General features: G+C 62.1%; 10 protein-coding genes and 1 riboswitch. Of the genes, 6 read left to right on the top strand and 4 right to left on the bottom strand.

Features of this window, described 5'->3' with window-relative positions; genetic code table 11:
* The first annotated feature begins 41 nt into the window (after positions 1 to 41).
* Both gltX and lysS read left to right on the top strand, forming a co-directional pair.
* Positions 42 to 1511, top strand: a complete 1470-nt coding sequence (gltX, locus tag MKI86_RS14900) for a glutamate--tRNA ligase (protein ID WP_241601755.1) — start codon at positions 42 to 44, stop codon at positions 1509 to 1511.
* Between the two features lie 12 nt (positions 1512 to 1523).
* Positions 1524 to 3017, top strand: coding sequence for a lysine--tRNA ligase (gene lysS / locus MKI86_RS14895; protein WP_241601752.1), 1494 nt, complete (start codon positions 1524 to 1526; stop codon positions 3015 to 3017).
* An 80-nt stretch (positions 3018 to 3097) separates the two neighbouring features.
* Here the strand turns inward: lysS and MKI86_RS14890 are convergent, their stop codons facing one another.
* Positions 3098 to 4201: an FAD-binding oxidoreductase gene (locus tag MKI86_RS14890; protein WP_241601751.1), complete on the bottom strand. Its 1104-nt coding sequence runs from the start codon at positions 4199 to 4201 to the stop codon at positions 3098 to 3100.
* Position 4202: 1 nt separating this feature from the next.
* Entirely contained in the window at positions 4203 to 5447 is a 1245-nt protein-coding gene (locus MKI86_RS14885) for an aromatic ring-hydroxylating oxygenase subunit alpha (RefSeq protein ID WP_241601750.1), read from the bottom strand.
* Between the two features lie 107 nt (positions 5448 to 5554).
* A riboswitch (cobalamin riboswitch) is annotated at positions 5555 to 5808 on the bottom strand.
* 294 nt (positions 5809 to 6102) lie between these two features.
* On the opposite strand from MKI86_RS14885, the gene MKI86_RS14880 reads away from it, so the two are divergent.
* Positions 6103 to 6717: a DUF6656 family protein gene (locus MKI86_RS14880; RefSeq protein WP_241601749.1), complete on the top strand. Its 615-nt coding sequence runs from the start codon at positions 6103 to 6105 to the stop codon at positions 6715 to 6717.
* A 19-nt stretch (positions 6718 to 6736) separates the two neighbouring features.
* On the opposite strand, the gene MKI86_RS14875 is transcribed toward MKI86_RS14880, so the two are convergent.
* The gene (locus tag MKI86_RS14875) at positions 6737 to 7801 is read right to left on the bottom strand and encodes a diguanylate cyclase domain-containing protein (RefSeq protein ID WP_241601748.1); all 1065 of its coding nucleotides are present in this window, start codon (positions 7799 to 7801) and stop codon (positions 6737 to 6739) included.
* 157 nt (positions 7802 to 7958) lie between these two features.
* On the opposite strand from MKI86_RS14875, the gene MKI86_RS14870 reads away from it, so the two are divergent.
* Both MKI86_RS14870 and MKI86_RS14865 read left to right on the top strand, forming a co-directional pair.
* A complete protein-coding gene (locus MKI86_RS14870) occupies positions 7959 to 8933 on the top strand; it encodes an L-threonylcarbamoyladenylate synthase (protein ID WP_241601747.1) in 975 nt (324 codons plus the stop codon).
* 71 nt (positions 8934 to 9004) lie between these two features.
* On the top strand, positions 9005 to 10435 hold the full coding sequence (locus MKI86_RS14865; protein WP_241601746.1) for an FAD-binding oxidoreductase: 1431 nt from the start codon (positions 9005 to 9007) through the stop codon (positions 10433 to 10435).
* A 2-nt stretch (positions 10436 to 10437) separates the two neighbouring features.
* Here MKI86_RS14865 and MKI86_RS14860 read toward each other — a convergent pair whose 3' ends face one another.
* Positions 10438 to 13113, bottom strand: coding sequence for a DUF1217 domain-containing protein (locus tag MKI86_RS14860; protein WP_241601744.1), 2676 nt, complete (start codon positions 13111 to 13113; stop codon positions 10438 to 10440).
* Between the two features lie 192 nt (positions 13114 to 13305).
* Between MKI86_RS14860 and MKI86_RS14855 the strand changes: the two genes are divergently transcribed.
* A complete protein-coding gene (locus MKI86_RS14855; RefSeq protein WP_241601742.1) occupies positions 13306 to 13869 on the top strand; it encodes a DUF6101 family protein in 564 nt (187 codons plus the stop codon).
* Positions 13870 to 13933 lie beyond the last annotated feature (64 nt).

Below are 13933 nucleotides of genomic sequence, written 5' to 3'. Positions count from 1 at the left end.
AAACCGGGCTATCCCCTCCATAAGTCAAGACGGGCCACATCATGAGCACTTCCGGAACCGCATCCGGCGTTCGCGTACGCATCGCACCCTCCCCGACCGGCGAACCGCATGTCGGCACCGCCTATATCGCGCTGTTCAACTACCTCTTCGCCAAGAAGCACAACGGCACCTTCATCCTGCGCATCGAGGATACGGACGCCACGCGCTCCACGCCGGAATTCGAACAGAAAGTGCTTGACGCGCTGAAATGGTGCGGCCTGGAATGGTCGGAAGGCCCTGACATCGGCGGTCCCTACGGCCCCTATCGCCAGTCCGACCGCAAGGACATGTACCGTCCTTACGTCGACAAGATCGTTGCCAACGGCCATGGCTTCAAGTGTTTCTGCACGCCCGAGCGGCTGGAGCAGATGCGCGAGGCCCAGCGCGCCGCCGGCAAGCCGCCGAAATATGACGGCCTCTGCCTGACGCTTTCTGCCGAAGAGGTCACGAAGCGCGTCGAAGCCGGCGAGCCGCATGTCGTGCGCATGAAGATCCCGACCGAAGGCTCCTGCAAGTTCGTCGACGGCGTCTATGGCGAAGTCGAAATCCCGTGGGATGCGGTCGATATGCAGGTTCTGCTCAAGGCCGACGGCATGCCGACCTACCACATGGCCAACGTGGTCGACGACCACCTGATGAAGATCACCCATGTGGCGCGCGGCGAGGAATGGCTCGCCTCGGTGCCGAAGCACATCCTGATCTATCAGTATCTCGGGCTTGAGCCGCCGGTCTTCATGCACCTGTCGCTGATGCGCAATCACGACAAGTCGAAGCTCTCCAAGCGCAAGAACCCGACCTCGATCTCCTACTATTCGGCGCTCGGCTACCTGCCGGAAGCGCTGATGAACTTCCTCGGACTGTTCTTCATCCAGATCGCCGAGGGTGAGGAACTGCTGACCATGGATCAGCTTGCCGAAAAGTTCGATCCAGAGAACCTGTCCAAGGCCGGCGCCATCTTCGATATCCAGAAGCTCGACTGGCTGAACGGCCGCTGGCTGCGCGAGCAGCTGACCGAGGAACAGTTCAACCAGCGTGTGCTGGAATGGGCGATGGAGAACGATCGCGTCCGCCAGGGCCTCAAGCTCTCGCAATCGCGCATCTCCAAGCTCGGCGAACTGCCGGACCTTGCCGGCTTCCTGCTGAAATCGGATCTCGGCCTGACGCCGGAGGCCTTCGCCAAGGTGAAGTCCACCCCGGAGGAGATTCTGGAAGTGCTGAACCAGGTGCAGCCGGATCTCGAAAAGATGCCGGAATGGACCGTCGAAAGCATCGAGGCGGAACTGCGCGCCAGCGCCGACAAGCTCGGCAAGAAGCTGAAGGTCGTCGTGGCCCCGCTCTTCGTCGCCGTTTCCGGCTCGTCGCGCTCGCTGCCGCTGTTCGACTCGATGGCCATCCTCGGCCGCTCCGTCGTGCGCCAGCGCCTCAAGGTCGCCGCACAGGTGGTGGCATCGATGGTCGGTAGCGGAAAGTAAGGACTTAGAAGAATGAACGACAAGACAGAAACCGCCCTTTCCTCCGATCCGACGGAAGTCCGCCGCCAGAAGCTCGACCAGCTGCGCAACACGGTCGGCGATGTTTATCCGGCGCATTTCCATCGCACGATGACCAATGCGGAGCTGGCCGACAAATACGAGACGCTGGAACCCGATACGGAAAGCGGCGACGTCGTGACGGTCGCAGGCCGCGTCTATTCCTCGCGCAATTCCGGCATGTTCATGGACATCCATGACGCCTCGGGCAAGATCCAGATCTTCAGCCACAAGGACACGACCCCGCAGGAGGCCCGCGACCTCCTCCCGATGATCGATATCGGCGACATCATCGGCGTGACGGGCGTCGTACGCCGCACCAAGCGCGGCGAACTGACGATCAACGCTCAGGAAATCGTCATGCTGACGAAGACCCTGCTGCCGATGCCCGAAAAGTGGCATGGCGTTTCGGATGTCGAAATCCGCTACCGCAAGCGCCATCTCGACATCATGACCAACGAGGAATCGAAGCTGCGCTTCCAGCAGCGTTCGAAGATCGTGTCGGGCATCCGCCGCTTCATGGAAAACGACGGCTTCATGGAAGTCGAGACACCCATGCTGCATTCGGTGTACGGTGGCGCAACGGCAGAGCCCTTCAAGACGCATCACAATACGCTGAAGCTCGACATGTACCTGCGCATCGCGCCGGAACTTTTTCTGAAGCGCACACTGGTCTCGGGCCTCACCGACAAGGTGTTCGAGATCAACCGGAACTTCCGCAATGAGGGCGTATCGACCCGGCACAATCCCGAATTCACGATGATGGAGTGCTACTGGGCCTACGCCGACTATGAGGACATCATGGACCTCGTGGAACGCCTCTTCGCCGAGCTGGCCATCAAGATTCACGGCTCGACCGAGTTCGCCTATGGCGACAAGGAACTCTCGTTCAAGGGCCCGTTCAAGCGCGTGCCGATGCCCGATGCAGTGAAGGAAGCGACCGGCATCGACTTCCTCGCCATCAAGACGGATGAGGAAGCGCGCGCCGCCGCCAAGGCTGCCGGGTTCGAAGTCGAGAAGGACTGGACCTGGGGCGAGTGCCTAGCCTTCATCTTCGAGGAGAAGGTCGAAGGCACGCTGATCCAGCCGAGCCACGTCACCCACTTCCCGAAGGACATCTCGCCCTTCGCCAAGGAAGTGCCGGGCGAGCCGCGTCTTGTCGAGCGTTTCGAGACCTATTGCAATGCTTGGGAGCTGGGCAACGCATTTTCCGAACTCAACGATCCCGAAGAGCAGCGCGCCCGCATGGTCGAGCAACTCAATCAGGCGCATGCGCGCGGCGAGAAGGACAAGCAGCTCGACGACGAGTTCCTCGATGCCATCGACCAGGGCATGCCGCCCGCCGGCGGCCTCGGCATTGGCGTGGACCGCCTGATCATGCTGCTGACCAACGCCCCGTCGATCCGCGACGTCATCCTCTTCCCGGCCCGTCGCGCGAAGGCTGACTGAGGTCGGATCTCGCTCCCAAAAGACAAAGCCCCGTCACCGGCCGGTGACGGGGCTTTCTGTTAAAATCGCGCAGCGTTGCCTTACGCCTCGATCGACACGTCGCCGATAGGCCGTGAGCAGCAGGCGAGGATGTAACCTTCCTCTATTTCATCATCGAGAATGCCGCCATTGTGGTGCATCTCGACCTCGCCGGAGATCTTCATCACCCGGCAGGTGCCGCAAAGGCCGCCTTCACAGGCCGCACCGATACGCACGCCAGCCGAACGCGCCGTCTGGAGGATGGTCTGGCCGGGCGCGCATTTCGCGTCCTTGCCGGCCATGGTGAAGGTAACGGTCGAGACCGCATTGGCATCGACCTCCTGTTCACCCGCACCTGCCCGGATCGCGATTTCCTCCGGCGCCGGAGCAGCCGCCGGCTGGAAGCTTTCCTCATGATAGCGGTCCATGTTGAAGCCGCAGACCTTGAGCATGTCGCGCACGCCGCGCATGAAGGGTTCCGGGCCGCAGCAGAAGACGGTGCGATCACGGAAATCGGGCGCCAGCAGCGACAGGCGGGCAGCATCGATGCGGCCGCGCACGCCATGCCACCCATCACGCGGGTTGTGGCCTTCAACGACGAAGCCCAGGGAAAGATTGGGCATCTGGGCTGCGAGACATTCGAGTTCCGCCTTGAACAGCAGATCCTCCGGCGTGCGGGCACAGCTGACGAAGGCAACGTCCGATTGCGGGCTGCAATCCGACATCCACCGCGTCATCGACATCATCGGCGTCACGCCGGAGCCGGCCGAGATGAAGAGGTACTTCTCCGCCGGATAGCGCACGAAGGAGAAATCACCAAGCGGGCCGAACGCCTTCAGCTTCATGCCGGGACGCAGATGATCGAACATCCAGCGCGTGCCGATCGAGCTCTTCTGCGCCTTCACCGTCACGGCGACGGAGAAGGGGCGCGAAGGGGTCGAGGCCAGCGTGTAGGTCCGCATGACCGGGTCGTCTTCCGACACCGGCAATTCCAAGGTGACGAACTGGCCCGGCAGATACCGGAACCAGTTGTCGCGATCGGAACGGAAGGTGAAGGTCATCACATCGGTCGTCTCCACCGTGACGGCGATGCATTCCAGCATGTGCTGGCGATCGTTCCACGGCTGGAGTTCGTCGAAATGGCGAAAATCGCTCGTGACCGTCATGTCAGGCTACCCGCGACAGCGGCTTCTTGGCGCCGTCGAGCCGCTCCACCATGAAGTTGGTGTACCACTCGACAAACTGCATCACGCCACCCTCGTCTTCGGGCGAGTAGGGGCCGGGCTGGTAGGCCGGCGAGCGGATGCCGAAGGCATTCTCCTCGACGATGCGGCGGTCCTGGTCGTTGGTTTCCGTCCAGACATGCGTGAGTTCGTCGAGACGGTAGTCGACGCCTTCGACCGCATCCTTGTTGACCAGCCACTTCGTCGTGACCTGCGTCAGCTCAGGGCCAAGCGGCAGGACGCGGAAGGTAATGGCGTGATCGGCCAGCACATGGTTCCAGGTCGTCGGATAATGGAAGAGCAGCAACGTGCCGATATGGCTTTCCAGCACGTCGCTCGACAGCGGCCGCTGGACGGCGCGTGCGCCGGACATGGTGTAGCTCTCGGCATCCTGGATGAGCGGCATGCGCGCCGCGCGGAACTGACCGGTCGGCGAGATCTTGAACTCGCTCGGCAGGCCGGCGGCTTCGCACTTTGCCCAGTGTTCGGCGATAACGGGATCATCCTTGGCGCCCTGCACACCCGTCGCGCTCGGCGCTTCGGGATAGGTGCGGCAGAGTTCGGGGTGGTTGGCCGCGCAGTGGTAGCACTCGCGGTTGTTTTCCCAGACGAGCTTCCAGTTGCCCTTCTCGATGATCGTGCTTTCAAAGGCGACCTTCGTCTCGCCGAGGCGATGGCGGGCGAGATAGGGATCGACCAGATTGCGGAACGGCGCGAAATCCGGCGCTTCGTCGGCAAGGCAGATGAAGATATAGCCGCCGACCGTCTGGCAGTGGATCTGCTTCAGGCCGTGCTGGGTCTTGTCGAAATCCTCCGCCATGTGGCGTGCGAAGAGCAGCGAACCGTCAAGTTCGTAAGTCCACTGGTGGTAGGGACAGACGAGCTTGGCGGAGGAGCCCTTGTGCTGCGTGCACACACGCGAACCGCGGTGGCGGCAGGAATTGTGAAGGGCACGAATGGTGCCGGTCCGGTCGCGGGTGACGACCACGGGATAATCGCCCACCTGCACCGTGAAATAATTGCCGGACTTGGGGATCTCGCAGTCGTGGCCGATGAAAAGCCAGTCGCGGTACCAGATCGTCTCAAGATCGAGCTTGTAGTAGTCGGGGTCGATGTAGAAGGCCTGCTCGAGGCTGTGGCCTTCGCGCCGGTTCTTGAGCTTGCGGAGCACGTCGCTGTGAATGTCCATGCCGGATCCTCAGAATATCCAAAATTTGCTGAGGCGCGCTTAAGGAGACGGCATCCGGCGGCAAAGCCGCACGGTCTGCACGCTTCCCGGCCGCCCGCCGCAGCCAGTCACGATCGTTACTCCAGGCTGGTTTCCGGGCTGAGGAGTGTCCTTGGCCGGTCATGCCCCTGTCAGAAAGCCTCGCGGCTCGCCTTGGGACAATGCCTTCCGGACCTGGTGCAGCGCCTTCCCGGACCTCCCGTCCAGTGGCTTCCTGCTGCACCGTGCTCCAACACCGTTGCGGGGGCAGCGCCGGATTTAAACCGGCTTCCCAATTCTCCACCCCTCCCTTGGAGGCGGCACCTTGAGTGTTCTTATCTAACCGCAAGAAAGACCCGGCGGCACGCCGGAAAACGACATGGCATCATGTTTTGACGACAGCAGCCTATGCGGAAACATCATCTCCATCGCCTTCATTAAGTCAGAAGTATCAATGCGATGCGCCTAATTTTGCAGCGCAATGCGAATAGTTTCGGCAGCAAGTCGCCGCAGGCTGATATGTTGTCATATTGCGACCACAAAGGGTGCATCTGGAAAGTGGGCCCTTTCGGAAAGGAAAGTTTAACGACGTTTCCATAATCTTCCGTCGACAAGGGCGCGGCGATGGGGTGCGACGGTGCAGCAGACAGGTTTCCGATACTACGACGCTGTCGCTTTCAAGCGTGCGAACCCGCCCCGATCTGCGCATACCGAATTCCTGCGCACCGGGCGGATCGATCGCACGCCGACTTGGAGCCCCACCGAAAAACGGTATCTCAGCTACGAAGAAGTCGCCGAGCGCACGGGCCGCAAACTGGAGCGGGCCGGCAGCGTCACCCATGGCCGCATCAACCGCTTCCATCAGTCCATCCAGTTTCCCCGCCTGATCTTTCACCGCACGCTCACCGGGACGCCGCATCTCGGTTATTGCCACATCACGGTCGCCAACTCCCGCTTCGCCGAATTCGAGAATGTGCAATGGGCCTTCTACATGGCGAATTTTCAGGCTGATATCGGCGCTGACAGCGATCACGGGGAACAGTTTTTCGACAACACATCCCGCAAGCCGGGCCGCATGTACTTCGCCGTGGCCATCACACCCGCAGAAGAAGCCGGCCGGCTCAAGATTGACTGCAAGATACGTGGAAACGGCGTGCTCTTCCGCACCGATGACCCGAAGCTGGCGATGAAGAACGTCCTGATGCTGGGCGCAGGCAGCGAGGCGCTGCGCAAGACCATCCGGGCGATGTAGGCGGGTAGCGCCTGATGGCTCAGGACGCCCGGTAAAGCATCCAGTCGCGTCCGGAAGCGCCTGATGCACCCGGTCCGTGCACCACAACTCTGTCACCGCCGCCTGCCCGTGCCTCAGCCAATGCCTGCTCGCAGGCGGATGAAAGTGCCAGCGCGCTATCGGCCCGATCGGACATGCATACGCCGGCGGAAAGCGTGAGATGGCCGAGATTGCGGCCCGTGCGCGGATCGCGCAATGCCACCGTTTCGAAGGCGGCACGCAACTGATCGATGAGCCGCAGCACCTCCGCTTCCTCCGACGTGTGGAACAGGAACCCGAAGCGTAACCCGTCGAAGCGAACGGCGAGATCCTCACCGGGAAAAACCTGACGGATCAGGCCGCCATAAAACGTCACAAGGTGGTCGGAGAGGGCCTCGATCTGCCCGGGAGAGAAGCGCCGTCCCGCATCGACTTCGGCAATGGCAACGCCGCACAGCATGGGCAATTCGGGATTGGCATAAATGCCGGCGAGCGCCTTGTTGAAGGCCCGGCGATTGCCCAGCTTCGTCGGCGGATCGATGAACTTCATCGCCTCGAATTCCGCCATCTCTTTCTGGATCCCGTCCATGACGGCCGATTGCGCCGCAACCTTCTGCGCCATTTCGGCCGTATGCGTGACGCGTAGCTCCGTCGCCCGCTGAAGGGCTTCAAGCGAACTGCCCAGCGCACCCTCACCCATGCCGCTGGCATTGCGGATCACCTGCGACGCCTCGCCAATCAGGCGGCCATAATCGGAAAGCGATGCGCGCTCCTGGCCGAGCAGGTCCATGAAGTTGGCCATTTCATTGGTGATCGCGCCCGCCGAGCGCTGCAGCACGCTCGCCTCATGCTGATGCGGCAGATATTTGCGGCCGAGTTCGTCGAGCCCCGCCTGGGTCTTGTACTTGCCCAGCGCAATGAACTCGCGCACGAGATCCGGATTGTTGCCCGAATAGGCCTCATAGACCAGTTCGTAATTTCGCGGCAGGCCCTCGATGCCCATCTGCTTCATAGCCGTCGCAACGCGAAGCGCGACATCGATCGTGGAGGATTTCTTATGTGTCATCAACCGGAACCTGTGGGCACAACCTGTTACCATCAGGCATATCAGTGCGCCCTTACGGCCAGTCTAATCAGGTCGCTCCAATTTTAGGCAATGGGCTGGCCTCTTGGCATTCCCCGCCAAACCCCTGTAAAGGAAGCCGACGAAACGGAAGGGCAGAATGGCTGATATCGTGGACACGAGAACGCATGCGGCGGCAGCCCTGGAGCGCGCCTGCGAGGCCCTGTCCCGCGGCGTGCCCGTCGCCATTCCGACGGAAACCGTCTACGGCCTTGCAGCCGACGCCACCAATCCGCTGGCGATCACCCGCATTTATGAAATGAAGGGCAGGCCGCGCTTCAACCCGCTGATCTGCCACATGACCGATCTCGCGATGGCGGAGAAACATGCGGTCTTCGATCCCGTTTCGCGGGCACTCGCGCAAGCCTTCTGGCCAGGCCCGCTGACGCTTGTTCTGCCCATTCGTCCCGAGAGTGCCATCCATCCGCTGGCGCGCGCCGGCCTCGATACGGTCGGCATCCGCGTGCCAGCGGGTTTTGCAAGCCGCCTGCTCGAAGCCTTCGACCGTCCGCTGGCGGCACCGAGCGCCAACACGTCGGGCAGGATCAGCCCCACGACGGCCCGCCACGTCGCCGACGACTTCACAGACAAGTTGGAACTCGTTCTCGACGGCGGCCCGGCGACTGTCGGGCTGGAGTCGACCATCCTCAAGGTCGAGGGCGACACGATCCGGCTGTTGCGCCCCGGCGGCCTCGATGTCGCCGAGATCGAACGCGTAACGGGCCGACGCGTCCAGCGGAACGAAAAGGCCGGTGCTGCCATCGAGGCGCCCGGCATGCTGGCTTCGCACTATGCGCCCGTTGCCCCCGTGCGGCTTAACGCAAGCGATGTCAAACCCGGTGAAGTGCTCATACGCTTCGGCGGCAAGCCGCTTCCGGGCGAGGATACCGCCGCGCTCGTGCTCGATCTCAGCCCGGCAGGCAACCTCGCCGAAGCGGCGGCCAACCTGTTCGGCTATATGAAGCATGCCGATGCAATCGGAGCCGGCTCCATCGCCTTCTCGCCGATTCCGGCGATCGGCCTTGGCGAAGCTATCAACGACCGCCTGCAAAGGGCCGCCGCGCCGCGCAGCTAGATTATGACGGCACTCCCTGGCGCCGAGGCAATGCGCTTCGGCGGGAGATGCACAGGAAGGAACGACGACGCATGGTCAAGGCGACCCTTTCCCCCGACCTCATCGCGCGGTTCGCCGCCATCGTCGGCCCGGCCCAAGCCCTTGTCGACGACGGCGATATCGCCCCCTACCTGATCGAAAGCCGCGGCCTGTATCATGGCGTCTCGCCGCTGGTGCTGCGGCCCGGCACCGTGCAGGAGGTCGCCGATATCCTGGCGCTCGCCACGGAAACACGCACGGCGATCGTGCCGCAGGGCGGCAATACCGGCCATGTCGGCGGCAGCGTCCCGCGCGAAGAAGCCGCTGACGTCGTGCTCTCGCTCTCTCGCCTCAACCGCATTCGTGATATCGATCCGGTGGGCAATGTCATCGTCGCGGATGGCGGCTGCGTCCTGGCCGACATCCAGGCGCAAGCCGAGGCGGTGGGCCGGCTCTTCCCGTTGTCGCTCGGTTCGGAGGGATCCTGTCAGATCGGCGGCAACCTTTCCACCAATGCCGGCGGTACCGCTGTTCTCGCCTATGGCGGCATGCGCCAGCTTTGCCTCGGGCTCGAGGTCGTTCTGCCCACGGGCGAGATCTGGAACGGGCTGCGCCGCCTCAAGAAGGACAATACGGGCTACGATCTGCGCGACCTGTTCATCGGCGCGGAGGGCACGCTCGGCGTCATCACCGGCGCCGTGCTCAAGCTGTTTCCCCGTCCACTCGGTCACGAGGTCGCCTTTGCCGGGCTGCAATCGGTCAAAGACGCGCTGGCGCTGTTCGAGCGCGCTTCCAGCCGGTGCGGTACCGCGCTTACGGGGTTCGAGCTGATGCCGCGCCTCGGCGTCGACTTCACCACCAGGCACATTCCAGGCGTGCGCGACCCGCTCGCCACCGTACATGACTGGTATGTCCTGATCGACATCTCGACCTCCGATGCCGCCGAGACCGCCACGCGCATGATGGAGGCGCTTCTGTCCGAAGGTCTCGAGGCAGGGCTGGTGGAGGATGCGGTGGTCGCGGCAAGCGAGGAACAGCGCAAGGCGCTCTGGCACATGCGCGAAAGCATGTCGCCGGCGCAAAAGCCGGAAGGCGGATCGATCAAGCACGATGTCTCGGTGCCGGTTTCCGCCATCCCGGACTTCATGGCGGAAGCGGACACCGCCGTCATGGCCGCCATTCCCGGCGCGCGCATCTGCTCCTTCGGGCACATGGGCGACGGCAATATCCATTACAACATCTCCCAGCCCGTGGGTGCCGACAAGCAGGCCTTCCTCGACCGTTGGCGCGAGATGAACCACCTGGTGCACGGCATCGTGCTGAAATATCATGGTTCCATTTCAGCCGAGCACGGCATCGGCCAGTTGAAACGCGACGAACTCGCCGCGGTGCGCGAGCCGATCGAGATGGATCTGATGCGCAGGGTAAAGCGCGCCTTCGACCCCGCCGGCATCATGAACCCCGGCAAGGTCTTGACGGCCTGACGTCAGGCGCCGCCGGTGCGCAGCTGCGCCAGCGACATCATGAGGTCGGCGCTGATGCCGGCCGAACCCGAAGCGGTCAGCACGGACAGGGCGGGATCGGTCGTGGCCTGATTGTCCAGATCGTATAGAACCGAGAACTTCACGATCATCTTGGAGACCTTCTCCGGGTCCTGCAGGTCCTTCAGGTCCAGATGACGTTTGATCATGTCGGCCTGCGCGTCGATGTTGGCGCTGCCGACCTCGTCAGGCAGCTGGAACAGCGTCTTGAAGACCGCAAACAGTGCGTCGTCCGCAAGAATGTCATAGGCACTGCTGACCGACGGGGCCTTGCGCTCGAAATAGAGGGCGAGGCGTACGCCGGCATTGTCGCTGCCCGCTTCCTCTTCCAGCATCTGCCGGACATGACTGTCGATGGTCTCGTAGATGCCGCGCCGCGACTGCACGGCATCGGCATCCGGCTGCACGACCTTGCCATCGGAATTGAAGTTGAACGAGGCCACCATCTTTCGATAGGCGCGGTTGGACTGCTGGTTGGCGAAGCTCTTGGGATCGTCGAGATCGGAGGTGAAGATCTTCGCCATGAACTCCGCATCGACGCTTTTGGTGTCGATCCCGTTAGCCGTTAGTACGAAAGCCACGAGGCGTGCATCGGACAGAAACTCCTTTACGGTCTCCACTTTCTGCATCTGGGCGGAGTAATATTCCGCCTCCTTCTGCGCCAGCTCCTTGTCGTCTTTCGTGCCGAAACGGGATTTTGCCGTCAGATAGGCGCGCGACATCACGAGAATTTCGGCTTCCGACTGCGCCAGCTTGGGCGCCGTCACATTGCCGTCCGGCCCGAAATTGAACGCCTTCGCCAGTTCGACGAAGCGCTCGTCCTTCAATTGATACACGTAGCTTTTCAGGTCGTTGAGATCGCTTTTCAGCACATTCTTGATTGTAAACGCCGAGACTTTGGCCGGATCGATGCCGAAGGCCTTCAACGCGAAGCTGTAGAGCGTGGACTCGCCGAGGAAGTCCTGCAAGGTCTTCACGGCGCCGATCTGTCCCTTGAAGCGCTTGATGGCGAGCGCGTCGGCCTCTTCGTCCTTGTCATTATAATGTGTGAGATATGCGCCGGCGGTTTTCGCCGTCTGTGTGGCCGTCTGCGCGCTGTCACCCGCAGCAAGCGTTCCGTCCTCCTGAAAATTGAAGGCCGCGCGCAACGCGACATAATTGGCCTTGTCGGCGCCGCCGAAGGCGTTGATGTAGCTCGACGGGTTGTTCGGGTCAGGATCGCTCGTGATGATATTGCGGATCGTCAGGCTGCCGACCGAAAGCTTGTCGAGCCCGTAGGCCACCTTCAGATAGGCGACGAGGCGCGAGTCATCGGCAATTTCCTGTGCGGTGGTGATGCTGCCGATCCGGCTTTCGAAATACTCCTGATGGATCAGGGCCGCAGCCGTCGTCACACGCGGATTGGAAAGCGTGTAGAGTTCCTGAGTACTCGTCTTCTGGCTTGTATCCTGAACCGTTCCGGCCACCGCCGTCCCGTCCGCTGCGAAATTAAACGCCGCTGCAAGCATGAAGTACTTGTTGGCACTCGAAATGATCGTGTCCTGACGCGCGATTTCCGTCTTGAGCGACGCGATGCGGGACGCCGCTTCCGCGCGCGGAACCAGCACCGCATCGAGATCGGCCACGGCGGTCTGCTTTTCGACCAGTTCCGCCTGATAATCCGAACGGCGGGTCTGGAGGGTCGCCTTCGCCGCCTCCTTGCTGTCGATGAGCGCTTGAAGCTCCGCAGCGCCAAGCCCATCCGGATTGGTCGAAAGCCGGGCGATCTCGGCATCCAGGTCGGTGATCTGGGTCTGCAAGGCCGGGATGTCGGTTTCGAGCTTGGTGATGCGTGTCAGATGCGTCTCGCGCAGCTGTAGCGGGGCCAGCGCATCGCTCGCCACCTGCCGGGCCTCCTGGGCTGCAATCACACCGGCACCGAACTGCGTGTTGATGTAACTGGACGGATCGTTCAGGTCGCTCGAAAGCGCACCACGCACGGCCTCGCGCGAGTATGTCTTGGGGTCGATACCGAAGGCCGTGAAGACATAGCTTCGCAGCCGATCGTTGTTGAGAAGCTGATCGACGTTCGTGATCTGGTCGATCACGGCATTGTAGTACCGGCTCTCCTCCTTGATCGCCGATCCGGCATTGGCTGCGCCCGCGGTGTAAAGGCCGATGACTTCATCGAGCTGCGCTTCGGTCTGGGCTGTCGCCGTTGTGGAGGTGTTGAAGGTGAAGGCGCTCGCAAAGTTACGGTAGCGCTCGTCCGTCAGCTTGTTGGCAAAGCTGTTGGGGTCGGCAAGGTCGCTGTCGAGCACCTTGCGCATAAAGGCCTTGGCGTAACCCATGTCGTCCAGACCATAGGCCTTGACCGCATAGGAATAGAGCCGGTGATCGTCGAGGAACGCGTCGACCGAGGTAACCTTGCCGATATTCTCCTTGTAATAGGCGGCATCGCGCGCATTGACCGTCTCCGTCGCCGTTCTGTCCAGCGACTTCAACAGGTCCTTCGCGATGAGGTTGTAGCTCGTATAGGTCGACAGCATCGGGAACCGTTCCTTCCAGTCATCGGCAAGCCGATCGGCTCTATTGTCGCCGTCGAGGCTTGTCCCGACCTGTCGGCACGGCACCGCACACATTGCCCCGCCGGCGTTCATAAGTTCGAAACCCTAGCCGGTTCGGTTTTGCTAACCATCGGGAACCGCAAAGTTTTCTTAACCGCAATTTTTAAGCGGCTCGGAAGGGACCGCGCTTATTCTCGCTCTCAGAGGACGAAAAGTCCCGATGAGAAGACCGGATACCGGCTCTCAAGGAAAACAAGGGCGAAAGACATGCTGAATACCGTTTCCAAGCCGGCATGGGCCGGCAACACGCTCCGGCTCGATCCCAAGCGCTTCCCGCAGCAGGTATCGTTCGAGCTGCGCGCCGAGGGAACCGATGCCACCATCACCCTCGACGAGCGCGGGGCAGTATTGCGCAAGGTTCTGCCGTCGAGCGGCCTTCCGCTTTCCATCGCGCTGCCGGCTCGCGCCTTCAAGGGCGTCGCCGCCCGCGCCATCGACCATGGCAACGGCGACGTGACCGTCACCCTCGAACTCCACCACGACGACCCGGATCTCTGCATTCCGCTGCTGGTGGCGCACGATCTTTGCGATATCGCCGCCGACTGGCGCAGCTGGTCGGATGCCTACCGCATCCCCATGCTGATGGTTGAAGCCGATGGCGTGGCCCGGCCTCTCGATGAAAATCTCACCGTGGGCAGCCGCCCGGCCAAGCCGCGCCGTCGCCATTCCTACTTTGCGGACCGCCGTCCGCGTTTCCTCGTGCGCCGCACGACGGGCAAGCTCGGCGTCCAGATGAAGATCGACGGACGGGAAATCATCGCCCGCCGTTGAGCATGCGCCGACCTATGACCTCCATGAAAAGCCGGCCGTTCCCTGCGGCCGGCTTTTTCGCGCC

This window comes from Shinella sedimenti (assembly GCF_022601905.1).
Lineage (GTDB): Bacteria > Pseudomonadota > Alphaproteobacteria > Rhizobiales > Rhizobiaceae > Shinella > Shinella sedimenti.
This window is presented reverse-complemented; position numbering and strand designations above follow the sequence as displayed.

Excerpts from the sequence above, each read along its gene's own strand:
- gltX (WP_241601755.1), top strand. The coding sequence starts at position 42 with ATGAGCACTTCCGGAACCGCATCCGGCGTTCGCGTACGCATCGCACCC.
- lysS (WP_241601752.1), top strand. The coding sequence starts at position 1,524 with ATGAACGACAAGACAGAAACCGCCCTTTCCTCCGATCCGACGGAAGTC.
- MKI86_RS14890 (WP_241601751.1), bottom strand. The coding sequence starts at position 4,201 with ATGACGGTCACGAGCGATTTTCGCCATTTCGACGAACTCCAGCCGTGG.
- MKI86_RS14885 (WP_241601750.1), bottom strand. The coding sequence starts at position 5,447 with ATGGACATTCACAGCGACGTGCTCCGCAAGCTCAAGAACCGGCGCGAA.
- MKI86_RS14875 (WP_241601748.1), bottom strand. The coding sequence starts at position 7,801 with ATGACACATAAGAAATCCTCCACGATCGATGTCGCGCTTCGCGTTGCG.
- MKI86_RS14870 (WP_241601747.1), top strand. The coding sequence starts at position 7,959 with ATGGCTGATATCGTGGACACGAGAACGCATGCGGCGGCAGCCCTGGAG.
- MKI86_RS14865 (WP_241601746.1), top strand. The coding sequence starts at position 9,005 with ATGGTCAAGGCGACCCTTTCCCCCGACCTCATCGCGCGGTTCGCCGCC.
- MKI86_RS14860 (WP_241601744.1), bottom strand. The coding sequence starts at position 13,113 with ATGTGTGCGGTGCCGTGCCGACAGGTCGGGACAAGCCTCGACGGCGAC.
- MKI86_RS14855 (WP_241601742.1), top strand. The coding sequence starts at position 13,306 with ATGCTGAATACCGTTTCCAAGCCGGCATGGGCCGGCAACACGCTCCGG.